The following is a 23,431-nucleotide window of genomic DNA, read 5'->3' on the forward strand; positions in this document are numbered from 1 at the left end:
TGGGGCTTCCTCGCCTATGCGGTCGGCTTCGGCGGCTCGATGATGTGGTTCGGCTCGTCCGCGGGCGTTGCGCTCACCAACATGTTTCCGGAAGGCAAGTCGGTGTACCTGTGGCTGCGGTTCGGCTGGCATGTCGGCGTCGCGTATTTCGTTGGCTTCTTCGTCATGCTGGCGCTGCTCGGCTGGCACCCGGAGCAGATCGTTCGCTAACCAGCAGGTCGCAGGACGGGCTGCGTCCTGCTATGCTGCGCCCATGGCCTCCCGCGACTCCGCCACCGCCGAGATCACGCCCGAAATGCTGCTGCGCGCCTATGCGTGCGGCATCTTTCCGATGGCCGAGAGCGTCGACGATCCGACGCTGTTCTGGGTCGAGCCGGAGTTGCGCGGCATCATCCCGCTCGGCGGGTTTCGCGTGCCCTCACGCCTTGCCCGTACGGTGCGCTCCGACGCCTTCACCGTCACGGTCGATCGCGTCTTCACGGCGGTGATCGATGGCTGCGCCGAGCCGCAGCCGGGCCGCGAGGATACCTGGATCAATCGCCGCATCCGCGAGCTGTATATCGGCCTGCACGAGATCGGCCATTGCCACAGCGTCGAGGTCTGGCAGAACGGCGATCTCGTGGGCGGGCTCTACGGCGTCAGCCTCGGCCGCGCTTTCTTCGGCGAGAGCATGTTCCACCGCGCCCGCGACGCCTCGAAAGTCGCGCTCGTGCATCTCGTCGCGCGGCTGCTGGCCGGCGGCTACGAACTGCTCGATACGCAGTTCGTCACCGACCACCTGCGCAGCCTCGGCGCCATCGAAATCCCTCGCCAGCGCTACCGCTCCCTGCTCGACGACGCTTTGGAAGGAGTCGCCGATTTTGGCGCACTGCCGGTCGAGCGACCGGTGACCGGGGCGGAAGCGCTCGATGTGATCGCGAAGTACTAAGCCAGTCCGCTGGCCTACTACTCCGACACGCACGACCGCCGTCATCCCGAGGTGCGAGCGCGGCGAGCCTCGAAGGATGACTGCCGTGCGCGTGGCCCATCCTTCGAGGCCAACCGCACCGCGCTAAAAGCGCAGTGCGATTAGCTCCTCAGGATGACGTTGAGTGCTTGTTACTAACTCCGCGAATGAGTGACGCAGAGGCTGCGCTCAGCACAAAATGAGCGCGCCCAGGGAAAGCGTTACCTGAACTGCGGGAACGGCGGCGGGGGTGGCGGCGCGGTCGGCCGTGGCTGTTGCGCTGGCGGCGGTTGGCGGCGGCGTTGCTGCGGCTGTTGGGCGGCCGGCTTGGGCGCATCCGGCTGAGCGGTGGCGACGCTGGGCGTCTCCGGGTTCTTACAGTCGGTCAGCCAGATGTCGTAGATCGGGTGCTCGACGGCGTGCAGGCCCGGGCTCGCCGCGAACATCCAGCCAGAGAAGATCCGCTTCACCTCGCCCTGCAGGGTGATCTCGTCGACCTCGACGAAGGCGTCGGTGTTGGTCGCTTCGGTCGAGGGACGCGTGTAGCAGGCGTCGGTCTTCACCCGCAGCGCACCGAACTGCACGGTCTCGCCGATATCGGCGTCGAAATTGATCGTGCGGCCGGTGATCTTGTCGAGGCCGGTGAAGCTCGCCTTCTTGGTGACGATCTTCTGCGCCGGCGGCTCGGGGACGATCTCGTCGCCGGGCTGCAGCGTCGCCGGCGACGGCGGCGCGCTGCGCGGCTGGCGCTGACCGGGCGGCAGGCCCGGCAGCGGATTGGCACCGGGCGGCGCATTGGCGACGCCGTTATTCGGCTGACCCGGTGCGCCGGGCTGAGGCGCCGTTCCCGGCGGCACGTTGGCGGTCGCCGGCGGCGTCTGCGGCACGATGCTGGTGCCGGGCGGCGGTGGCAGCGGCTGCGACTGAACCGGACCGGGCAACGCCGAACCCTGCGGCGGCCGGGTCGGCGCCGGCAGCACGCGGCCCTGCGGCGGCAGATCCGGGACCTCTTCCTCGTCGTCCATCTGCGGCCCGCCACGCGGGATCGCGCCCGGCGGCCGCGGCGCGGGATCCGAGAAGATGTTGCCGATCTGCGCGCGCGCGGGCGGCGCGGACGCGATCAACGGGGCGGCGATCAGCGCCGCCAGGCCGACGAGACAAAGGCTTCGGGACATTCCGCGCGGCTTCAAAATGACGAATCAGGCTCGCGACATTCTATAGCTTCGGCCGCTTGCATCGGTCCCGGTTAACACGCCGAATACGGCGGGGGAAGGGCGGCCACCCTGCCCGGCCGTCTGGCCAGCCACCGTTCCACCTGAAATAATCCCGGCTGAGAAGCGGCCCGGTGCACATCGCCGAGGCCGCTCGCCATTCCGGAGCAAACCGGAAGGAACCGGGGAGAAACCACAAGATGACCGATAGAATTCGGCTGGACGGCAAGGTGGCGCTGGTCACCGGCGCGGCGGGCGTGATCGGCCGCGCGACCATCGCCCTGCTCGCCCAACGCGGCGCCCGCATCGTGGCGGTCGACCGCGACGACGCGGCCCTGAACCACGCGCTCGCCACCCTGCCCGCCTCGGCAGCCCCCCTCGCTCTCACGGCGGACGTGACGCAGGAGGATCAAGTCGAAGGCTATGTCCGCAGCGTCCTCGATCAGTGCGGCCGGATCGACGTCTTCTACAACAACGCCGGCATCGAGGGTGACATCACGCCGATCGTACGCACCTCGGCCGAGGCCTTCCGCCGGGTGCTCGACGTCAACGTCGTCGGGGTGTTTCTCGGCATGAAGCACGTCCTGCCGGTGATGCTGCAGCAGCGCGCCGGCAGTATCGTCAACACCGCATCGATCGCCGGGCTGATCGGCTCGAGCGACATCATCGCCTACACCGCCAGCAAGCATGCGGTGATCGGCATGACCAAGACCGCGGCGCTGGAATGCGGCGACAGCGGTGTGCGCGTCAATTGCGTGTGTCCCGGCATGATCGACAGCCGGATGCTGAGCGCGATCGTCGAAGGCCGTAACCCTGGCCCGACGCCGGTGCCCAACGACCGGGTCGTCGAACGCATTCCGATGCGCCGCCTCGGCCGCGCCGACGAAGTCGCCTCCATCGTCGCATTTCTTGCGTCGGACGAGGCGAGCTACGTATCGGGCTCGGCCTACACCGTCGACGGCGGCCGCGTCGCCAGCTGATCGTTCTCTCTCAACAGGTAATCACCATGCCCGCCAAACTCGATCCCGATGCCGCAGCCGTCTACAAGGCGTTTCAGGACGCCGGGCGCCCGGCCTATGAAGACCTCAGCGCCGACGAGGCGCGCGCCTACTATCTGGCGGCGCGTGTCGTCAGCAATCCCGAGCCGCGCGAACTCGCCTCGGTGCAGTCGATCGCCATCCCCGGCCCGGCCGGCGACATACCAGCACGCAGCTACACGCCGAAGACGCTGCGTCAGGACAACGGGCTGGCGCCGGCGCTGGTGTTCTTTCACGGCGGCGGCTGGGTGATCGGCAATCTCGACACCCACGACGTGGTATGCCGCGCGATCGCCGACGAAGGCCAGCTCATCGTCATCTCGGTCGATTATCGGCTTGCCCCGGAGCACAAATTTCCAGCGGCCGTCGACGATGCGATCGCGGCGACGCGATGGATCGCCGACAACGCCCGCAAGCTGGGCATCGACGCCGAACAGATCTGCGTCGGTGGAGACAGCGCCGGCGGCAATCTGGCGGCGGTGGTGGCGATCCACGCCCGCGATCATGGCGGCCCGATGCTCGCCGGTCAGGTGCTGATCTATCCGGCCACCGACTTCGCCATGAGCCACCCGTCGCACAGCGAGCCGGAGACCAGCGTGCTGCTGACGCATTCGGTCATCCGCTGGTTTCGCGATCACTATCTCGGCGGCAGCCACGACGCCGAGGATTGGCGCGCCTCGCCGGCCCGCGTGGAAACGCTGGCCGGCCTGCCGCCCGCTTTCGTCATCACCGCCGGCGCCGATCCGCTGCGCGACGAAGGCGACGAATACGCCCGTCGGCTCGAGGACGCTGGCGTGCCGGTGAAGCACCGCACCTATCCGGGCCAATTCCACGGCTTCTTCACCATGGGCAAGCTGCTGCAGCAGGCCAACGTTGCGGTTACCGAAATCGGCGAGTGGCTGAGGAGCCTTTGAACGGAGCGGCAGATAGAACTGGCCGACGAGTTTAGCCGACATCCTCACCGCGTCATGGCCGGGCTCGTCCCGGCCATCCACGCCTTGCCACGTCGCAGGCTCCAATGGCGTGGCTACCCGGGACAAGCCCGGGCATGACGTCGAGAGACATGAGGCTTGGATCGAGCAGACCACCGCCTGCAATTGACCCGCATCAAGGTCGGCGTCGCTGAACGGCGCAAGGAACGTCCTTCTGCCTTGAGGGATGCTCGCGCCGCGGGCCGATTGGATGACCGACATTCCGCGAACCCGCTGGGGCGGCCTTGCTGCGCGCAAGGCCCAGGCCACCGGCTTCTTCCGCGTCGCCGAGATCAACGGGGCATGGTGGTTCGTCGATCCCGATGGCGGACGCTTCCTGTCGAAGGGCGTGGTGTCGGTGCAGTTCGACCACGACAACATCAAGGGCACCGAGCGCCGGCCCTATCGCGAGGCCTGCCTGCACAAATACGGCAGTCAGGATGCCTGGCGTCAGGCCGCCGCGGATCGCCTGCGCCGCTGGGGCTTCAACACGATCGGCGCCTGGTCCGAGCCGGAGCTGGCGCGGGCGGGCGCAACGCCGCTCGCCTCCGCCGCCGGCGTCGTCTATCTCGCAACCGCCTATGGCGAGGGACGCGGCTGGCCGCAATCGGACCTGTTCGATCCCGCCTTCGAGCTGTTCGCGCAGCAGCGTGCGGGCGAGGTCTGCGGGCCGTCCCGCGACGACGCCAGCGTGCTCGGTTGGTTCATCGACAACGAACTGCAATGGGGCCCGGACTGGCGCGGCGAAAACGAGCTGCTGCCGTCTATTCTCGGCAGCGTTGCGGCGCCGTATTCCCGGCGCGTCGCAGTGACACTGCTCCGCGATCGCTACAAGGACGTCGCCGCCTTCAATGCGGCGTGGCGCACAGCCGTCACCTCATGGGACAAACTCGCTAGCCAGCCGATCGCGCCGCCGCCGTTCAGCCGCAACTTCCTCACTCACGATCACGCGCAGGAGCGCGATCCGTCGCGTGCCCGCTACTTCGCCGATTGCGATGCCTTCGCCGGGCTGCTCGCCGAGCGCTATTTCGCCGTGAGCGCCGCGGCGATCCGCGCGGCGGCGCCGCATCATCTGGTACTCGGCAGCCGCTTCGCCTATGTGCCGCCGCCGCACGTGGTTGCGGCCGCGGGCCGGCACTGCGACGTCATCAGCATCAATTGCTACGACGCCCTGCCCGGCCCCGTGATCGAAGCCTATGCGGCCACCGGCAAGCCCTGCCTGATCGGTGAGTTTTCGTTCCGCGGCGACGACGCCGGCCTGCCCAATACGCAAGGGGCCGGCCCACGTGTCGAGACGCAGGCAGATCGCGCCGCGGGCTTCGCCCGCTACGTCGGGGCCGCGCTAAGGTATCCGACTTTGATCGGCTATCACTGGTTCGTCCATGCTGATCAACCGGCCGAAGGCCGCTGGGACGGCGAGAACTCCAACTACGGCATCGTCACGATCAACGACGAGGTCTATCCTGAGCTGACCGACGCAATGCGCGTCGTGAACGACGACGCCGAATGGCTGCATGAGGCGACCGCCTCCGCGGCCAGGCGGATCGTGGCGCCGTCAGCCGCGTGAGCCGCTCTCACCGCGCAACTCTTCGGCTCCGGTTCTTCCGCCGAACGCGCGCAGCAAAAAGCCCCGGACTAAGACCGGGGCTTTGTCGTCTCGGCAGCTCTGCCGACGCCCGGCTGCGCGATCAGTCTTTGGCGGACACCGGTGCGGGCGGCGGGTTGAAGGCGTAGGAAGCCTGCACGAATGTGCCGTAGCGATCGGTCCGCATCGGGAGCGGCTGGCACGGGCACGGCTCCCCGCCGAAATTGGTATAGGCATCACGCGTCGCCCACATCGCCCAGTAGCGGCCACCGACGCCGACATTGAAGTTCGGCGTCACCGAGTAGGATAGAATCGCCTCGAGCTGCACGCCCTGGCCCAGCCCGCTCTCGGGCAGCGGCAGATTGCGCAGAACATGATAATCGAAGCCCTTGACGCTGACATAGGGCAGATAGGCGGCGTCGCCCGTCACCTTGAAGCCGTACCCCAACTGCAGCTCCGCGCTGGCGCCAACGCGCAGCGACTGCCATTTGTCGTCCTCGGTGATGGCGAGGACCGACGACGGGACCGCCGGCACGCAGCCAGCGTTCGGATTGGCGAACTGGATGCAGCCATAGGCCGACTTGTTCTCGCGGTAGTAATTGTAGCCGACGAATCCGCCGAGCTTGTAGCCAGGCCCCGACAACAGATTGTAGCCGACATCGATCGTGCCATAGGTGAGATCGCCGCTCACCGACGACAGCGTGTTGGAGTACGGCACCGACGTCACCAGGCCGGTCGGGATGAACCAGTCCTCGTCGGTCAGTTGGCCGCCGCTCACCAGCTTGCCGCCGCCGATGAAGCCCTTCACGAACAATTTGACCGGCGTGTCGATGCGCCCGAAAAACTCGCCCGAATTCGCTTTGCTGTCGTAGGTCAGGCGCGAATTCAGGGTGGTCTGCTGGCTCTGCTCGAAGGTGCCGCCGAGATCCTTCTGGAACCGCCCGGAGCTGTACCAGTAGCGTCCGCCGGCTTCGAACGTCCAGCCCGGCGCCCAGGCAGCCGGAGCCGCTTTGGCGAAGCGGATCGGCGCGGCGCTGTCCCAGCGCGCTGTCGCATCGGCATTCACCCGATAGTTCAGGCCGAGCTTGAACAGGTGGACGTCCTGGCTGACGCGCGTCGTAGTCGCAGGGATTGCAGCGTAGAACGACAGCGGCGGCAGGATCTGGAAGAAACTCGGCGGCACGTCGATCGTGCTCTTGCCGAAATCGGCGTAGTCGTATTCCAGCTTGACCGACCAGGCCGGCGCGATCGCATGTTCGACGCCGGCGCCGACGGTCCAGCCGACCCGCGTGTCGCTCAGCGACGTCACGAACGGCTCGCCAACCGGATTGATCGTGATGTCCTTACGATCGTGCAGCAGGGCAGCGCCGCCCTTGGCATAGAGCAGCGTATGGCCGCCGGCCCCGACAGCGACGCCGAGCCGCCCGGTCAGGCTGGCGGTGACGTCCTGGCGGACACGGCAATTGGCAGACAGGAAGTAACCGGAGAATGCGAGGCAGGTCTGCGTGCCATTGGAATCGATCGCGCTGACATCTGCCTCGACGCCCAGAACGACGTTCGAACCGGGCGCCTGCCAGTTGTACCCGGCCTGCAGACCGGCCAGCGCTTTCGGAGTTCGTACATTGTCGCCGTAGATCGAGGGCCCGAACGGATCGTCGAACCCGGTCGTGCCCGCACCGCCGCCGACATGGGCGCCGACATAGAATCCCGTCCAGCTCCACGGCACGGGCGGCACCGGTGGCGCCTTGACGGCGAGATCGGCGGCCTGCGCAGCACCAGCGGCAGTGATAATGACGCAACTGATCGCGCGGAGAATCGAGGTTCTCATGGTGACCGCCCTGAAATTAGAGAGTTTGAAATACAACTAGTCCGGCGTTTGTCTCGCGCAGCTCTGCCACACTGCTGTCTGGATTTGAACAAATCCGGAAATTCCGCCCGGCTGTGGCGAGCCGACAACATTCGCAAGTAATCGAGTAGTCATTGCTGACGTAATGTCAGGTCGTGCCTCTCGATCAGCCCCGTTACATGACGACGGCTTGCAACTAACTCAGTCCATGCTGACCGCTGCGCGACTGGGATGTTCGCACAAAGCGATTCGCCTCGACGAAACGCTACGCGATCACGCCGCGCGTGCGGCTCTTCTCACGGCCTGCGGCGGCTGCCCGAAGGATCTGATGAAGGCGCGGCGCATCCGCTCCGGGTCGCCGAAGCCGGTCTGCTCCGCGACACGCTCGATCGCTCGCTGGTCGTCTGTACCCGGGTCCGCGCCACCTCGATACGCAGCCGTTCGACGGCCTTCGCCGGTGTCGTACCGGTCTCGGCGATAAACGCGCGGGTGAAGTGCCGCGCGCTCATGCCCGCCTCCTCGGCCAGCCGCTCGACGGAAAGCTGCTGGGCCAGATGCTCGCGCACCCAGGCGAGCAACGACGCAAACCGGCCCGACGGCGCCTGCAACTCCACCAGAGAGGAGAATTGTGACTGCCCGCCCGCCCGCCGCTGCGCCAGCACCAGTTGTCTCGCAGTGTCCCGCGCGATGGCGTCGGAGTAATCCTCGGCGATGATGGCGAGTGCGAGGTCGATGCCGGCTGTGATGCCGGCCGATGTCCAGACGTCGCCGTCGCGAACGAAGATGCGGTCGGGTTCGAGACGGACCTGCGGGTAACGCTTCACGAAGTCACGCGTACGCCCCCAATGCGTTGTCGCGCGGCGGCCGTCGAGTAGCCCTGCCTCCGCCAGCAGATATGCGCCCGAACAGACGCTGGCGATGCGGCAGCCGCGCGCCGCAGCGCTACGCAAGAACGCGAGCGTCCGCGGACAGCGCGCTGCTTCGCGCACGCCGTCTCCGCCGGCGATGATCAGCGTACGCATCATTCGGTCGTGGCGCAGACCCCGTGCCAGCATCTCGACGCCCGAGGAACTACGCACTGGTCCCGCCGACGTGGCGATCATCCGGATAGGATCCGCCACCGGGACGTGACGTCCCGCGATCTCGAATGCCGCAATCGGTCCGGCGGCGTCGAGCAACTGGAAGTCGGGATAGATCAGAACGCCGATCATGCGACCTCCGCGAGCGTGACGGGCCATGTCCCAAATAGAGGGATATTGGTCATTTCTGACATCAGCCCAGCATGCCAGGATCGCCTCGTCAAGCACGTCGCGCCAAGGCAAAGGAGGTTCTCATGACCACGCTTCAGATCGGCTTGCTGCTGTTTCCCAAGGTCACCCAGCTCGACCTCACCGGCCCGCTGCAGGTGTTCTCTCGCATTCCCGGAGCCAAGGTGCATCTGGTCGGCAAGACGCTCGGCGCCGTGTCGAGCGATACGGTGCTGTCGCTGCCGCCGACCATCAGCTTCGCGGATTGTCCTCAGCTCGATGTGATCTGCGTGCCCGGCGGCGCCGGCGCCGACGACATGATCAACGACGAAGCGATGCTCGCCTTCCTGCGCCAGCAGGCGCCGGGCGCGCGCTACGTCACGTCGGTGTGCACGGGCGCGCTGGTGCTGGCCGCAGCCGGACTGCTGCGCGGCTATCGGGCGACGGCCCACTGGTCCACGGTGGACGATCTGGCGGCGTTCGGCGCCATCCCGGATCGCAGCCGCGTCTGCATCGACCGCAACCGCATCACGGGGGGCGGCGTCACGGCGGGAATCGATTTCGCGCTGACCCTTGCGTCATTGCTCGCCGACCGCGCCACCGCGGAGGGAATTCAGCTGATGCTGGAATACAACCCGGCGCCGCCGTTCAACGCCGGCTCGCCCGACACCGCGCCGAAGGAGGTCGTGGAGTTGCTGCGCTCACGGATGCAGGGTTCGCGGCAAAGCCGAACCGATGCGATCGCCAGGGCCGCGGCGCGGCTGAAGGCCCAAACAGAAACGGCGGCCTGAGCCGCCGTCGATTCCGTAATTGTTGGGGGTGGAGAGCCTCAGCTCCCGGGCGTCCAGGCCTGATAGTCGCCGGTCGCCTTCGGGCGGCGGCCGGCCGCCAGCGTCGAGCCCGACGGCCGGTACGCATAAGGCGTGCCGGTCAGATTCGGATGATGGGGCTTTTCCCACTCGCGGGCGTGATAAGTCTCTTCCGTCGGCGGCACGTCGACGATGTGATGCAGCCACCCGTGCCAGGACGGCGGAATGCGGGTCGCCTCAGCGTAGCCGTTGTACAGCACCCAGCGGCGTTCGAAGCCGAGCGTCGGGTCGATCTTGCCGCCTTTGGTGCGGAAATAGCGATTTCCGGCCTCGTCGGTGCCGACGAGTTCCCCAAAACGCCAGGTCCAGAGTTGGGTGCCGAACGTATAGCCCGACCACCAAGTAAAAATCCGCAGCAGAAACAGTTTCATGAGCGCATCCATAGGCGGCGACAAGGTCCCTGATTGCCACTCGCCGCGGTGAATGTCCAGCCGCTGCGAACGGTTTCGAACATGGTCGCTGTTCCCGCCGCCGACAGTGCCTATATCGGGTCAATCCCGCTGCTGGAACGCTCCGGAACGACGGCGGCTGCCGTTTGTTGTGGCAGCGACAACTGTTTCAACCACCTGATCCGATGATGGAGCCGAGGATGATCAACCTGAAGACTTTGACCGCAGTGGCCACGCTGGCCATCGCGATGCCGCTGGCAACCGCCGGCATGGCCCACGCTCAGGGTAGCATGGGCGGTGGTGGCGGCGCAGCGGCTGGCGGAGGTGGTGGCGGCGGAGGCGGCGGCTCCATCGGCGGCGGCGGTGGCGGCATGGGTGGTGGCGGTGGCGCCAGCATGGGTGGCGGCATGCGCGGCGGTGGTGGCCCGGCGATCGGCGGTGGCGGACCGCGAATGGGGGGCGGCATGGGGATGGGAGCTGGACCGCGTAGCCCGAGCATGGCGGGCGGCGGTTTCCGTAACCCGAACATCGCGGCCGGCGCCCAGAATCCCGGCTTCCGTGGCGGCAACGTGTCCGGCTATCGCGGCGGCTACGCCGGTGGTTACGGCGGCGGTTGGAATCGTGGATACGGCCATCGCCATTGGCGCGGCGGCGGCTACTGGCCGGGCGCTTATGCGGGCGCGTTCGGCTTCGGGTCGTCCTACTACTATAACGACCCCTATGCGTACGATTACGGCTACTACGACGAGCCGACTGTGGCCGTCGTTCCGGGTGGCGGCGATCGCGACGATGCCTACTGCTCGCAGCGCTTCAAGTCGTACGATCCCGCCTCGGGCACGTATCTCGGCTACGACGGCAAGCGGCACCCCTGCCCGTAAGCAGTCCTTTCGCGACTTCACGAACGGCGCCTCTCGAGGCGCCGTTTTTCGTCTCCCGTTACGATCGCAGCGCGACAGCCACGCTGCCGAGCGTGACCGCAAGAGCCACGAGCTCGCGCAGCCCCAGTGCTTCGTTCAGCATCGCCGCCGCCGCCAACACACCGACGACCGGCACCAGTAGCGTGCCGATCGAGGCCGTCGCCGCGGGCAGTCTCTCCAGCGCGGCGAACCAGCACACGTAGCAGACGCAGAACTGCACCAGCGTCATATAGATCATCGACGCCCAGCCGCTGGCCGAAAGCGCAGACAGATGCGCCTCTTCCAGCGCAAGGCCGGCGAGCGCGACCGGAATACAGCCGATCCCGACCTGCCACGCCGCGAGAGACAGCGGCGGCAAGGCCAGCGGGAAATGCTTGGTCAGGACGGTGCCCAGCGCGACGCAGATCGCGCCGGCAATCGCACAGGCAATGCCGGGAAGCTTGTCCATGCTGGCATCGATGCCGCCACCACCGATCAGCACAGCGATGCCACCGAGCGCGATCAGCAGCGCGATCGCGCGTGTCGCCGACAGCCGCTCGCCGAGCACCGGCCACGCCACCAAAGCCACCCACAGCGGAATTGAAACGCCAAGCACCGCTGCGTCACTGGCGCGCAGCCACAGCAGTGCCATTCCCATGAACGCCACCCACCCGCCGATGTTGAGCAGCGAAACCAGCATCAGGCGCGACCAGAGGACGCGCGGCACCCGCAGCGCCTGCCCGCGCGACCAGGCGATGAGCGCCAGCGCCACCGCGCCAATGATCCCAGACAGCCCACGCGACGTCAGCGGCGGCCATTCGGTGAGAAGATGCTTCATGATCGGGAAGTTGAAGCCCCACCCGATCGATGCGACGGCGAGAAAGGCCAGTCCCGCAGGCGAGATACGCCCGCGCGCTGGCGCGGCTTCAAACGTCGTCATCCTGGCGTCGCCCCTGTTGGTCTTTTCGGACGACGATGACTGAAAAGCCGGGCGGCGGCCACCGTTAAAGCAGCCACGCCCCGGACGAGTCATTTCGTCGCGTTCGCGCGCTCCGTCACGCAGCAGTGAGCGATTTGCCGTGTTTTCGCCGCTCTGATCGGCTGCAACCGGAGGCAGCGTACGTTCCGGGACACCCGAACGCCTTCACTTGTCCAGCCGATGCTGACAGAATCGGACGAATCGCCCGCTCACCGGGGACCCGCGAGATTGCCTGATAACCGATCCACCCGACGCGTAGCCGCCTTCGCGTCAGCGCTGCGCGTTTCCACTGCGACGCTGGCGCTGAGCCTCGGCTTGAGCGGACTTCCGATCGAGAGTCAGGCGGCGCCGAAGCAGCACGTCCCGTTGCCGAAGCCGCGGCCGATCTCGCGCAGCATCGTGCCCAAGACGATGCCCGGAACGGTCGCGTCGGTGCCTAAGCCCTCCGGCCAGCTTGCCAACGCCGCGCCGACGGCGCCGGCCGCAGCCCCGTCTCACCCGCACGGGACGCCGCCGCTCGTTACGCGAAAACCTGCGACGCGGTCGGCAGTGGCCACGACATCGCAGACCTCGCAAGCCGATGCAGATGCGCTGGAAAGCGTCATCGACATGGTGCGCAAGCGCAAGGCCGCCGATGCGACGCAGGTAGCCGACACGATTTCGGATCCGCTGGCCCGCAAGCTCGCCGAATGGGTCATTCTGCGCGCCGAGTACAACGGCGCCAGCGTCGAACGCTACCGTGCCTTCGTGCGCGCCAATCCGAGCTGGCCGTCGCAGACCTTCTTCCGCCGCCGCGCCGAGGCGGCGCTGTGGGACGACAAGCGCGACGATTCCGCGGTGCTGGCTTATTTCGAGGGTGAGACCCCGCTGTCGGCCAAGGGCAAGCTGGCGCTCGCACGCGCCGTGCTCGCGCGCGGCGACCGCCGCACCGCGGAGCAGCTGGTGCGCGACGCCTGGCGCAACGACACGATGTCGGCCGCCAACGAGACCACCGCGATCGAGATGTTCGGCGCGTTGCTGACGCCGAGCGACCACAAGGCGCGGATGGACGCGTTTCTGTACGGCAATGACAACGAGCCCGGCCTGCGCGCCGCCAAGCGGCTCGGCGCGGCGCAGTTCGCGCTCGGCAAGGCGCGGCTGGCCGTCGACAACAAATCTCCGCAGGGCAAGGCGCTACTCGATGCGGTGCCGTCGGATCTGCATAACGATCCGGGCTACATGTTCGCCCGGATCCAGCTGCTGCGCCGAGACGAGAAGATCGCCGAAGCCGGCCGGCTGATGCTGACCGTCCCGCGCGATCCTAACCGGCTGTACAATCTCGACGAATGGTGGATCGAACGGCGGCTGCTGGCGCGCAAGCTGATCGATATCGGCGACTATCGGCTCGCGTATCTGGTGGCGCGCAACGCTGCGACACCGACACGCGAAGTCTACAAGACCGAGCACGAATTCACCGCCGGCTGGATCGCGCTGCGCTTCCTCAACGATCCCGCCACCGCCGCGCAGCACTTCGCGCGGATCGGCACCGACACCACCAATCCCACTGCGCTGGCACGTGCCGGCTACTGGCAGGGCCGCGCCGCCGAAGCGATCGGCCGGATGCAGGACGCCCGTGCGGCCTACACGGCCGCCGCAGCGCAGTCGACCAGCTACTACGGACAATTAGCACGCGCCAAGCTCGGCCTGCCGCATCTCGATCTCAACAGCCAGCCCTCCAGCCAGGGCCGCGGCGTCGAGCGGCTCGAGGTCGTGCGCGCGGTGCAGTTGCTCTACGCGATCGGCGAAGGCGACGTCGCTATCCCGATCTTTGCCGATGTCGGCGACAATGGCGACGTCGACGCCCTGCTCGGCCTGTCCGAACTCGCGGCCCGTAACAACGACGGGCGCGCGATGCTGCTGGTCGGCAAGGCGGCGCTCAACCGCGGCCTGCCGTTCGATCACTACGCCTATCCGATGTCCGGCATCCCGCAATTCCGACAGATCGGGCCCGAGGTCGAGCGCGCGATCGTCTACGCGATTGCCCGGCAGGAAAGCGGCTTCAATCCGGCCGTGGTGTCGCCGGCGCAGGCTTACGGCCTGATGCAGGTGACGCCCGACGCGGCGAAGTATGTCTGCCGCCGCCACGGCTGCACCTACGATCTGCAGCGCCTCAAGACCGATTCGGTCTACAATGCCGCGCTCGGCGCCGCCGAACTCGGCGGCCTGCTCGACGACTATCGTGGCTCCTACATCATGACCTTCGCGGCCTATAATGCCGGTCGCGGCAGTGTCCGGAAATGGATTGAACGCTATGGCGACCCGCGAGACCCGAAGGTCGATGCGGTCGACTGGGTCGAACTGATTCCGTTCTCTGAAACCCGCAACTACGTGCAGCGGATCATGGAGAACCTGCAGGTTTATCGCGCGCGATTCGGCGGCGGCAGCCGGCTGCAGATCGACGCCGACCTGCGCCGCGGCGCCGCCAACGTCGAGTAAACGCGGCTAGCCAAACACGAGCTCATCAGAGCCGCGAACCGCGCCGGACGCTCATGACACGCGTCCGGCCGCTTTTCGCGTTCGGCCTCTTTCCAGCATCACAGGTCGATTCGAACTCAGACGCAGCCGCTCGCGCCGCGTCGTCAGGACGCGATCTTCACGCCGGCTCACAACGAAAAACCCCGGCGGTTGCCCGCCGGGGTTTCGCAGAACGTTCCTTGCGGAACGAGCTGGATCAGAACACGCGCTGAACGCGGAGGTTGCCGCTCCAGACGCCCTGGTCCTTGAGCTCGTAGGTCGCAGCCGGCTTCGCGATGGTCGCGTTCGCCGGGATGGCGAGCGCACCCGTGTTGCTCTGGTCGAGGTAGGTGTACATCACTTCGGCCGACAGGGTCAGGTTCTTGACCGGAGTCCAGCGGGTGACGGTACCAACCTGAGCGATGTTGAAGTCCGGGTTGCAGCCGAAGCCGACAGCGGTCGCGCAAACCAGCGCACGGCCAGTGCTGCCGTAGCTGAGCGAGCTGTACGAACCGAACACCGAGGTCGACCAGTAGGGGTTCCAGTTGTGGTTGAACGCACCACGAACGCCCCAGGCCGTCGACTTGGTGATGCCGGTGCCGTTGCTCACGTCGGTGCCGGCGAACACGCCGTCAGCAGCGCTCGCGAACGCGATGCTCTGATAGGCAGTGCCGCTGTTGCCGAAGATGGCGAACGAGTTGCCGGTCACGCCGCCGATGACGTAACGGCTTGCGCCGTTAGCATAGGTCGCCGTGAAGTTGATGCTGTCGCCGGGGCCGGTCGGCAGGTTCTTGAGCGAGATGGCGCCCTGCACCGCGTAGCCCCAAGTGTCGCTCGGGTGGCCCGAGGTCTCGAGAGCGGTGTTGTAGTAGCTGGCGCGAACCTGGTGGGCAGCGGCCGACAACTGGAACAGGCCCCAGGCCTGGTCGACACGCAGCTGACCGACGATGTCGGGGATCGAGGTGCCGGCGTAGGAGTTGGTGCCGAGCAGGCCCTGCGAGTAACCCAGCGTCGTGATCGACGAGGTGTTGTACAGGCCGGACTGCAGGTAGGCCGACTGATCTTCGAGCGAGATCGCGGCCGACACGCCGTTGCCGAACTGCGCGGTGTACGACACCTGGTTGATGCCGGTGACGTCGTCGTAGCCGCCGATCAGGAACGAGGTGTTGTTGCCCGGATAACCGGTCCAGGGCGTGTCGAACTGCGAGACGGCCTTACCGAAGGTAAAGCCGGCGAACTGGATGAAGGCATAGTACACGCCGAGCGAGCCGCTCGCGATACCGGTCGAACCGCCCGAAGCGCCGCCCGAACCCCAGTTGAAGGTCGCATCGAAGTAGGTGCGAACCACGCCGTACTCGGTCGCGGTGCGCGTATCGATGTTGATGTCCTGGCGCATGTACATGATGGTGTTGTTCGCCAGGCGGCTCTTCGCACCAGCCGCACCGTTCCACGCCGGCGCGTTGTAGTTGCTCGAACCGTAGAGAGTCGCGTCAGCGCGCAGGTAGCCGCCGAGCTTGATGCAGGTGTCGGTGCCCGGGATGTAGTAGAAGCCGGCGCCGTAGATCGAGCAGACCTTCACGTATTCGACCGCCTTGGCCTTCAACGGGAGATCAGCCGCCTGCGCCCCGCTCATGGCGACGAGAGCCGCCGCCGAGCCAAGGAAAAGGCCCTTAACCATCTTCATGTAAACCTCCAAGTTTGCTCTCTAGGGAAGGTTACTTCCGCAGATGCACACGCACCCGCAGGGTGGTCCCCTTGTCCCAATCAAACCCGCCTAGCCGCTTCGCGCCTTCGGACACACCCGCTGAACGCGAGGGACTTAAGCGAACCACCTAATACGGGACGACCTCGGGATGCCCCCCTCCGTCGCAGTCACGAGAATTACCTAAGCGTGATGCACACGCAACAAAGGAACGCCCCACAAGCGTCCGAGTACGGCCGTTTTTAGGGGGGTGTTGCACAAATAACACTGCATGGCCCAACTGGAACTCGCGCAAGCTGATGAAATAGTTGATATTTTTGCGCCACTCGCGAGGCGCGATGCCGCCATGCACAAAATCGCCCGATCTTGGCCACGGTCGAACACAGTGGGAATTCGTCAGCCCGGAGCCCTCGGGAATCGTCTCATTTAAGATTCGAATCCTTTTCGAGGGGGCGAATCTCATCGCTGGAGCCTGCGAGTTCCCCGTTTAGGTCTGTTTTCGCCGGCCGAGAGTTCCGCCTTCCGGCAATGGGCAGGGAGGACACACCTTGATCGCGCACGAAGATGGGGACGAACGGCGCTCGATCCGGAAGTCTCGGTTATCAAGCATGGAATCGTGCTTGCGGCTCGCGACCGTGTCGGGCATATCGAGCCAGCCGGAGACGTGGCCGAGTGGCTGAAGGCGGCGGTTTGCTAAACCGTTATAGGGTTGTAAAGCCCTATCGAGGGTTCGAATCCCTCCGTCTCCGCCACCTCCAAAGCCGAATCCTCAGCTCTTCAGCCGCCGCTAGGTGCGCGCACCGCGATTCGCGCTGCCTCCGCGATTCGCTTTCCGGAAGATCTGCCAACGGGTTTGCCAGCGACACCGCGGGTTCCGCATCACGCTCACAACAGCTGCTCGGTATGTCGGGAGGTGGTGGACCGCACCACCTCGGCCAGTTCCACGGCTAGACTTTGCCGCCGCCGACGACATGGTCGCGGTGCTTGCAGGCACTCGAGCGACGGAACTCCACTTTCGGTCACTGATAAGAAGTAGTCCCCTCATACGTGATGGTCGATGACCCGATGCGGCCAGGGATTCTCGCCGTCGCGCAGCCAGCGCAGGGAGTCGCGCCAGAAGCCCCCGCTGTGGCTGTCATGAAACAGCGCGAAATGGCCGATGCTTTGCCGGCCGTAGTCGGACGGTTGCAGCATCACCGCGGTCCTGTCGGCGCCCTTATAATAATGAAGCGTGCGGCGGATCGCCGGGGCAGTGCCGAACTCGTCATCCGACACCGCGACCGCGAGGATCGGCGCCGTAAACGACGCCATACGAGCAACGACCCTGCGCCGCTCCGCGCGAGGATGACTGCTTTCGAACCGCGGACCACGAAAGCTCCATTCATGCGCGACGCCAGCCGGCAAGTCCTCCAGCCAACCGAGCCGCCGCCCCGGAAAATAGCCGAAGGCCGCGGTCAGCGCCGGCATCGCCACATGCCATTTGAGGAACAGCCCTGCCCGGCGGGTCGCCACATAATCTCTCCACCAGGCATATTGCGCGCCGACGGTGAGCATCCGGTCGATCCCCTGCGCATTATCGGCAAGTCCCGGCAGAAAACCGCCGATGCTGTGGCCCACGACGACGAGCTGACCGCGGCGCTTTTCGCCACCGGCAAACTGCAGCGCCGCTGCGAAATCGCGTTCGCCCCAATCGCGCCAGCGATAACCGCAGCCTCGCAGCCGCGCCGGGCGGGATTGGCCGATGCCGCGATAGTCGTAGGTCAACACGTCGAAGCCGTGCTCGGCGAGAAAGCCGGCGTAGCGATGATAATAGCGGGCCAGAACGCCGGTGGCCGGGTTGACGATCGCCAGACCGATCGGCTCTGGCATCGTCGTCCGGAACAGATGGCCGCCGAGCACGACGCCATCGCTGCAGCGGAATTCGACGGGATGGGGCTCAACACGGGAGTTGTCGCGCACGGTCTGGTCCATGGTCCCAACGATAGAGCGACCGCCTGATTGTGTATATTCACTGGTCGGTATACATCGAGGCATGAGCAAGCCACCGATCTCCACGCGCGATCGCATCATCGAGGCAGCCGGAAAGCTGTTTCACCGCGACGGCATCCGCGCCGTCAGCGTCGATGCAGTGGCGGCCAAGGCCGGCCTGACCAAGCGGACGATCTATTATCATTTCCGCAGCAAGGACGACCTGATCGCGGCCTATCTGCAGACGAGAGACCAGCCCAACGTCGCGATCTTCCAGCGCTGGTTCGCTGAAGCCGAAGGCGACACCGCCGACAAGGTCAAGGCGATCTTCAGCCATCTCGCCGACAACGCGCGCAATCCGCGATGGAAAGGCTGCGGCTTTCTGCGCACGTCGTTCGAATTGATGAACCTTCCCGGCCATCCGGCGATCCAGGCCGGACGCGCGCACAAGAAGCGCACCGAAGACTGGCTGTTCGGACTGTTCTTGCAGGACCGCCCGGAACCGACGGCTCGCGCCCTCGCCCGCCAGATCGTGTTGCTGATCGACGGCGCTTTTTCAGTCGTGCTGCTGAACCGCGACGCCAGCTACATGGAGACCGCCGGCGAAGCCGCCGCGCAGTTGATCCGCCGCTAACGGCTCCCGCTCCGCCAAGTTACCGGGCGACCTTCAGCCGACCCGGGAGAACCTGCGCATTTTGTCGCAGGTGTCATCCGGCCGTTATTACAACCGATCAAGATCGCCTCACGATTAGTCGAGAGGCGTTCCATGACCGATTTCACCATCAACCAGACGATCGATAATAAGGGGCCGATTCAACCTGCCGGGCGGCCGAACCTGGACAAAGGATTCAACCCGCTGACGATGATCCTGTTTGTTGGGATCCTCGCGGCCGGGATGCTGTATGTGGCCTATAGCATTTATGTGGACGTCCAGGCCACCGGCGTTCGGATAACGACCTACGTGCCCTACATCCTTCTGCTGGTCGCGCTGCTGATCGCGCTCGGTTTCGAGTTCGTCAACGGCTTTCACGACACCGCCAACGCGGTCGCAACGGTGATCTACACCCACTCGCTCCCCGCCGAAGTGGCTGTGATCTGGTCCGGCTTTTTCAATTTCCTCGGCGTGCTGGTATCGACCGGCGCCGTGGCGTTCGGTATCGTGTCGCTGCTGCCGGTGGAGCTGATCCTGCAGGTCGGCTCCAGCGCCGGCTTCGCGATGGTGTTCGCGCTGTTGATCGCCGCGATCGTGTGGAATCTCGGCACCTGGTACTTCGGCCTGCCGGCCTCGAGCTCGCATACGTTGATCGGCTCGATCATCGGCGTCGGCGTCGCCAATGCGCTGCTGCGCGGCCGCGACGGCACCTCCGGCGTCGATTGGAGCAAGGCGACGGAGATCGGCTACGCACTGCTGCTATCGCCGCTGGTCGGCTTCGTCTGCGCGGCTGTCCTGCTGCTTCTGCTGAAGCTCGTCGTGCGCAATCCGAAGCTGTACACCGCGCCGGAAGGCGACGCGGCGCCGCCGTGGTGGATCCGCGGCCTGCTGATCCTGACCTGCACCGGGGTCAGCTTCGCCCACGGCTCCAATGACGGCCAGAAGGGCATGGGCCTGATCATGCTGATCCTCATTGGCACGGTCCCAACCGCCTATGCACTGAACCGCGCGCTTCCCGACTCGCAGATCGCGCAGTTCGAGCGCACGTCGTCGGCCGCCTCGGCCGTGATCGCCGCCAAGGGTGCCGGCCACGCCATCCTCGGCAATCCGCGCCCCGCGGTGACGCAGTATGTCGCCGAGCACAAGATCAGCGAGGGCACCTACCCGTCGCTGGCGGTGCTAGTGAAGGACATCGGCGAGCAGGTGCAACGCTACGGCTCGCTCAGCAAGGTGCCGGCCGAAGCCGTCGGCAACACCCGCAACGACATGTATCTGGCGTCGGAAGCGATCCGCTTCCTGATGAAAGACAAGGAGAACGATCTCGGGAAGGACGAGATTGCCACGCTCAACGCCTACAAGGGCTCGCTCGACAGCGCCACCAAGTTCATCCCGACCTGGGTGAAGATCGCGGTGGCGATCGCGCTCGGCCTCGGCACCATGATCGGCTGGAAGCGCATCGTCGTCACCGTCGGCGAGAAGATCGGCAAGTCGCACCTCACTTACGCGCAGGGTGCCTCGGCTGAGCTGGTGGCCGCCGCCACGATCGGCGCCGCCGACGTGTTCGGCCTGCCGGTGTCGACGACGCACGTGCTGTCGAGTGGCGTCGCCGGCACAATGGCGGCGAACGGATCTGGCCTGCAGATGGCCACGATCCGCAACCTGCTGATGGCCTGGGTCCTCACCCTGCCCGCTGCGATCCTGCTATCCGGCACGCTGTACGTCCTGCTGTCGCGAGTGCTCTGAGCCGCGAGACAGGTGAGCGCCGGGGCGTCAGAACGCCCCGGCCAAGGTCAGCCGCACCGCGAGCGGCTCGGCCGGATGCACGTGGCGATCGCCGACACCGCCGAGCGGTTCGCCGGGTAGCCGGGACAGGTAGTAGTACTCGATCTGATTGGTCTTGGCGTTGAACAGGTTCAGCGCGTCGAGCTGCAATCGGATGCCGTTGTCGAAGCGATAGCCGAGCCGCGCGTTGAAGATCAGCGATGCCAGCGAGGTTTCGCTGCCGTCCTCGATCAGCGGCCGCGGCCCGAAGTAACGCCCCTTCACCGCGCCGAACCAGCCGGTCTCGCGGCCGAGGGTCAACCCCGCGCTCGCCACCCAGGCCGGGGCACCGGGGATCAGGTCGCCGACCGGATCGATGTTGGTGAAGCGCGCGCGCGTATAAGCGACGTCGAGGTCGAAGCCGATCCAAGGCAGCGGCTTGTACTGGCTGGTCCATTCGACGCCGACGCGCCGGCTCGGCCGGCTCGGCTCTGTTGTGCCGGCATCGCCGACGAACAGCAGTTCCGAATCGAAATCGAGTACGAAGACTGCCAGCGATGTCGTCAGTCCGGGGATCGACCGGTTGCGGATGCCGAGCTCGGCGCCCTTCGAGCGCACCAGCAACGGCACGCGGTCGAGCGGCGTCGTCTTGTCGTTCGGGTCGACCGTGATGGTGGCACCGCGAATGTCGTTGCTGTGCAGCCCGGTGCCGGCATTGCCGTAGAACTCGGTCGACACCCACGGCCCAAGCACGATGCCGAATTTTGGGCTCGTCATCGACGCGGACGCATTCCCCGAGTTCGCCGGCGTGTCACTGATGACGCGGCCGTTGAAATAATCTTCGCGGATACCGGCCGTGGTTCGCAGCCAATCGGTCCAGCGCACGGTCGTGTCGGTCCACAGCCCGAGCGACTGCTCGGAGACATCGTCGGCCCGCACCGTCGACAGCCAGTCGCGTTGCAGCGTCTTGTTGAGCCCGAGGCTGATGCTGTCGGCGCGGCTCTGCAGGCCGACGCGCGTTTCCACCGGCAACCCGCCGAAGCGATAGTCGAACCGCTGCGTGCCGTTCAACCCGACCACCGTGCGGCGGTCGTATTGATTGAACTGATCGCCATTCACCGGGTCGTCGAGATAGTAGGTGAAGTTGTTGTAGAGCTGCAGCGACGAGCGGATCACATAGGCGTTGATGTCGGTCTGGCCGATGTCGCTCGACTGCGCGAACCGGCCCGACAGGCTGTAGCGGCTGGCGATGCCGCCGTCGGTCGCGTCCAACGAGCCGTAGCGGCCGATCAGGCCTTCGTCGATCGCGCGCTGCGCTACCTGATCGGTCGAGGTCCAGCGGTTGGCGTAGGCCATACCGGTCAGCGAGAAGCCGTCCGTCAGCGTTCCCTGGCTGTAGCGCAGCACGCCGTTGAGCTTGCGAACGTTGTCGGGCACGTCCCAGGGGCCGTTATATGTGTTGCCCTCGAACGCCGCGAGCAGCGTCCCCTCGCCCACTTTGGTCGATCCGGCGCCGAGCAGCCGGCGATAGCCGAAACTGCCGACGGTGATTTCGGCGAGGTTCTTCGGCATCGCCCGCAGATACTCGATGCCGACCGCACCGGCCGAGCCGAAGTCGCCGACGTCGGCGAAGTACGGCCCCTTGCGCAGCGTCATCGTGCTGATCAGCTCGGGGATGATAAAGTTGATATCGGCGTAACCCTGGCCGTGGCCGTGGGTCGGCATGTTGACCGGCATGCCGTCGACGGTGATCGCCAGGTCGGTGCCGTGGTCGAGGTTGAAGCCGCGCAGGAAGTACTGGTTGGCCTTGCCCTCGCCGGAGTGCTGGGTGACGACCAGCCCGGGTACCGCCTCGAGTGCTTCGCCAACACGGGAAAACGGCAAGGCGTTGACCTGCGCGCCGCTGATCACCCGCGCGCTCGCCGCCTGATTTTGCGGCGCGCTCAGCGGCACCGGCGATGACGGCGCAGGCCCCGGCGCGGAAACCGCAGGTGCGGCGACTGGCGCAGAAGCCGCCCGCACGTGTCGCGCCTGGCGTGAACCGGACCGCTGCCCCGCTTGCAGCAAGGCCGGCCGATGGTGGACGGACGGCGGATCCACCGCGATCTCGGGAAGCGTCTGAAACGGCGCCTGCTGCTGCGCCTGAGCCACCCCCATCCAGGGGAAACTGATCAACGCGCAGGCCGCACCGCCCCGCGCCCAATGCCGGAAATCGCCCCAAGACAAGCCGTCACCCTCGCGTCCTGCTTCGCTGCAAGACGCGCCCGTCCCAATCTGCTATCGCGGACGGCCCCGGCAGATCGCCCGCGCCGTCAGCGTGACACGGGCAGTATGATGATGTCAATAAAACTGCATACTCACATGAGGCTAGCGATGCATCGCGTGACCATCACTTTGGACGATGATCTGATGGAAAAACTCGACGCCATCATCGCCGCCCGCGGCTATCAGAACCGCTCCGAAGCCATCCGCGATCTGGCGCGGATCGGCATCCAGCAGACCGCCGCACATTCGACCGACGATCATTGCGTCGGCGCGATGGTCTACACTTACGATCATTCCAAGCGCGACCTGCCCCGCAAGCTGACGCAGAACTTTCACAGTCACCACGATCTGTCGCGCGCGACGATGCATGTGCACCTCGACCACGATCAGTGTCTCGAGGTCACGATCGTCGACGGCAAGGCCAATGAGTTGCAGCATTTCGCCGATCACATCTTTGCCGAACGCGGCGTGCGCTACGGCCGGCTGGTGACGATCCCGACCAATCCCGACGAGCATCATCACGACGGACATCACCACGACTGACCGTGGCCGCCGCCCCAGAGCGGTAAATTACTACGCACCCTTCGCCCCGCATCGCGGGCCGCCTCGCGGGT

The 23,431-nt window shown here is 66.0% G+C and carries 17 protein-coding genes, 1 tRNA gene and 2 pseudogenes; 12 read left to right on the forward strand and 8 right to left on the reverse strand.

The window, feature by feature from the left end:
* Positions 1–210 (forward strand): annotated as a pseudogene (locus ACOJTD_RS12400) (citrate transporter); the annotation flags it as partial.
* A gap of 43 nt (positions 211–253) precedes the next feature.
* Complete coding sequence (aat, locus tag ACOJTD_RS12405) at positions 254–928, forward strand: leucyl/phenylalanyl-tRNA--protein transferase (RefSeq protein WP_420133213.1); 675 nt, start codon at positions 254–256, stop codon at positions 926–928.
* Between the two features lie 239 nt (positions 929–1,167).
* Here aat and ACOJTD_RS12410 read toward each other — a convergent pair whose 3' ends face one another.
* Entirely contained in the window at positions 1,168–2,121 is a 954-nt protein-coding gene (locus ACOJTD_RS12410; RefSeq protein ID WP_420133214.1) for a DUF2155 domain-containing protein, read from the reverse strand.
* A 236-nt stretch (positions 2,122–2,357) separates the two neighbouring features.
* On the opposite strand from ACOJTD_RS12410, the gene ACOJTD_RS12415 reads away from it, so the two are divergent.
* The 3 genes from ACOJTD_RS12415 to ACOJTD_RS12425 all read left to right on the forward strand — a co-directional run bounded on the left by ACOJTD_RS12415 (position 2,358) and on the right by ACOJTD_RS12425 (position 5,732).
* Positions 2,358–3,137, forward strand: a complete 780-nt coding sequence (locus ACOJTD_RS12415) for an SDR family NAD(P)-dependent oxidoreductase (protein ID WP_420133215.1) — start codon at positions 2,358–2,360, stop codon at positions 3,135–3,137.
* 26 nt (positions 3,138–3,163) lie between these two features.
* Positions 3,164–4,108, forward strand: a complete 945-nt coding sequence (locus ACOJTD_RS12420) for an alpha/beta hydrolase (protein ID WP_420133216.1) — start codon at positions 3,164–3,166, stop codon at positions 4,106–4,108.
* Positions 4,109–4,376: 268 nt separating this feature from the next.
* Complete coding sequence (locus ACOJTD_RS12425; RefSeq protein ID WP_420133217.1) at positions 4,377–5,732, forward strand: agarase; 1,356 nt, start codon at positions 4,377–4,379, stop codon at positions 5,730–5,732.
* Positions 5,733–5,853: 121 nt separating this feature from the next.
* On the opposite strand, the gene ACOJTD_RS12430 is transcribed toward ACOJTD_RS12425, so the two are convergent.
* Complete coding sequence (locus tag ACOJTD_RS12430; RefSeq protein ID WP_420133218.1) at positions 5,854–7,578, reverse strand: outer membrane beta-barrel protein; 1,725 nt, start codon at positions 7,576–7,578, stop codon at positions 5,854–5,856.
* 291 nt (positions 7,579–7,869) lie between these two features.
* Positions 7,870–8,807, reverse strand: a pseudogene (locus tag ACOJTD_RS12435) (GlxA family transcriptional regulator).
* A 122-nt stretch (positions 8,808–8,929) separates the two neighbouring features.
* On the opposite strand from ACOJTD_RS12435, the gene ACOJTD_RS12440 reads away from it, so the two are divergent.
* Positions 8,930–9,634: a DJ-1/PfpI family protein gene (locus tag ACOJTD_RS12440; RefSeq protein WP_420133219.1), complete on the forward strand. Its 705-nt coding sequence runs from the start codon at positions 8,930–8,932 to the stop codon at positions 9,632–9,634.
* Between the two features lie 38 nt (positions 9,635–9,672).
* Here the strand turns inward: ACOJTD_RS12440 and ACOJTD_RS12445 are convergent, their stop codons facing one another.
* Positions 9,673–10,083 (reverse strand): NADH:ubiquinone oxidoreductase subunit NDUFA12, encoded by a 411-nt coding sequence (locus tag ACOJTD_RS12445; protein ID WP_420133220.1) that lies wholly within the window; start codon positions 10,081–10,083, stop codon positions 9,673–9,675.
* Between the two features lie 218 nt (positions 10,084–10,301).
* Between ACOJTD_RS12445 and ACOJTD_RS12450 the strand changes: the two genes are divergently transcribed.
* Positions 10,302–10,979 carry a BA14K family protein gene (locus ACOJTD_RS12450; RefSeq protein ID WP_420133221.1) on the forward strand — a complete coding sequence of 226 codons (678 nt, stop codon included), beginning with the start codon at positions 10,302–10,304 and terminating at the stop codon, positions 10,977–10,979.
* Positions 10,980–11,037: 58 nt separating this feature from the next.
* On the opposite strand, the gene ACOJTD_RS12455 is transcribed toward ACOJTD_RS12450, so the two are convergent.
* On the reverse strand, positions 11,038–11,937 hold the full coding sequence (locus ACOJTD_RS12455; RefSeq protein ID WP_420133222.1) for a DMT family transporter: 900 nt from the start codon (positions 11,935–11,937) through the stop codon (positions 11,038–11,040).
* A gap of 267 nt (positions 11,938–12,204) precedes the next feature.
* Here ACOJTD_RS12455 and ACOJTD_RS12460 point away from each other — a divergent pair, with 267 nt between their 5' ends.
* Positions 12,205–14,451, forward strand: a complete 2,247-nt coding sequence (locus tag ACOJTD_RS12460) for a lytic transglycosylase domain-containing protein (RefSeq protein ID WP_420133223.1) — start codon at positions 12,205–12,207, stop codon at positions 14,449–14,451.
* Positions 14,452–14,686: 235 nt separating this feature from the next.
* On the opposite strand, the gene ACOJTD_RS12465 is transcribed toward ACOJTD_RS12460, so the two are convergent.
* Entirely contained in the window at positions 14,687–16,153 is a 1,467-nt protein-coding gene (locus ACOJTD_RS12465) for a porin (protein ID WP_420133224.1), read from the reverse strand.
* A gap of 676 nt (positions 16,154–16,829) precedes the next feature.
* Between ACOJTD_RS12465 and ACOJTD_RS12470 the strand changes: the two genes are divergently transcribed.
* Positions 16,830–16,923, forward strand: a tRNA-Ser gene (locus tag ACOJTD_RS12470).
* A gap of 289 nt (positions 16,924–17,212) precedes the next feature.
* Here the strand turns inward: ACOJTD_RS12470 and ACOJTD_RS12475 are convergent.
* Positions 17,213–18,142 carry an alpha/beta fold hydrolase gene (locus tag ACOJTD_RS12475; protein WP_420133225.1) on the reverse strand — a complete coding sequence of 310 codons (930 nt, stop codon included), beginning with the start codon at positions 18,140–18,142 and terminating at the stop codon, positions 17,213–17,215.
* A gap of 61 nt (positions 18,143–18,203) precedes the next feature.
* On the opposite strand from ACOJTD_RS12475, the gene ACOJTD_RS12480 reads away from it, so the two are divergent.
* The gene (locus ACOJTD_RS12480; protein WP_420133226.1) at positions 18,204–18,773 is read left to right on the forward strand and encodes a TetR/AcrR family transcriptional regulator; all 570 of its coding nucleotides are present in this window, start codon (positions 18,204–18,206) and stop codon (positions 18,771–18,773) included.
* A gap of 132 nt (positions 18,774–18,905) precedes the next feature.
* Positions 18,906–20,534 (forward strand): inorganic phosphate transporter, encoded by a 1,629-nt coding sequence (locus ACOJTD_RS12485; protein ID WP_420133227.1) that lies wholly within the window; start codon positions 18,906–18,908, stop codon positions 20,532–20,534.
* Positions 20,535–20,561: 27 nt separating this feature from the next.
* Here the strand turns inward: ACOJTD_RS12485 and ACOJTD_RS12490 are convergent, their stop codons facing one another.
* Positions 20,562–22,709: a TonB-dependent receptor gene (locus ACOJTD_RS12490; RefSeq protein ID WP_420133244.1), complete on the reverse strand. Its 2,148-nt coding sequence runs from the start codon at positions 22,707–22,709 to the stop codon at positions 20,562–20,564.
* Positions 22,710–22,925: 216 nt separating this feature from the next.
* Between ACOJTD_RS12490 and nikR the strand changes: the two genes are divergently transcribed.
* Positions 22,926–23,360: a nickel-responsive transcriptional regulator NikR gene (gene nikR, locus ACOJTD_RS12495; protein WP_420133228.1), complete on the forward strand. Its 435-nt coding sequence runs from the start codon at positions 22,926–22,928 to the stop codon at positions 23,358–23,360.
* The last annotated feature ends 71 nt before the right edge of the window (positions 23,361–23,431 follow it).

This window comes from Rhodopseudomonas sp. (genome assembly GCF_048594845.1).
In the GTDB taxonomy this organism is placed as follows: domain Bacteria; phylum Pseudomonadota; class Alphaproteobacteria; order Rhizobiales; family Xanthobacteraceae; genus Rhodopseudomonas.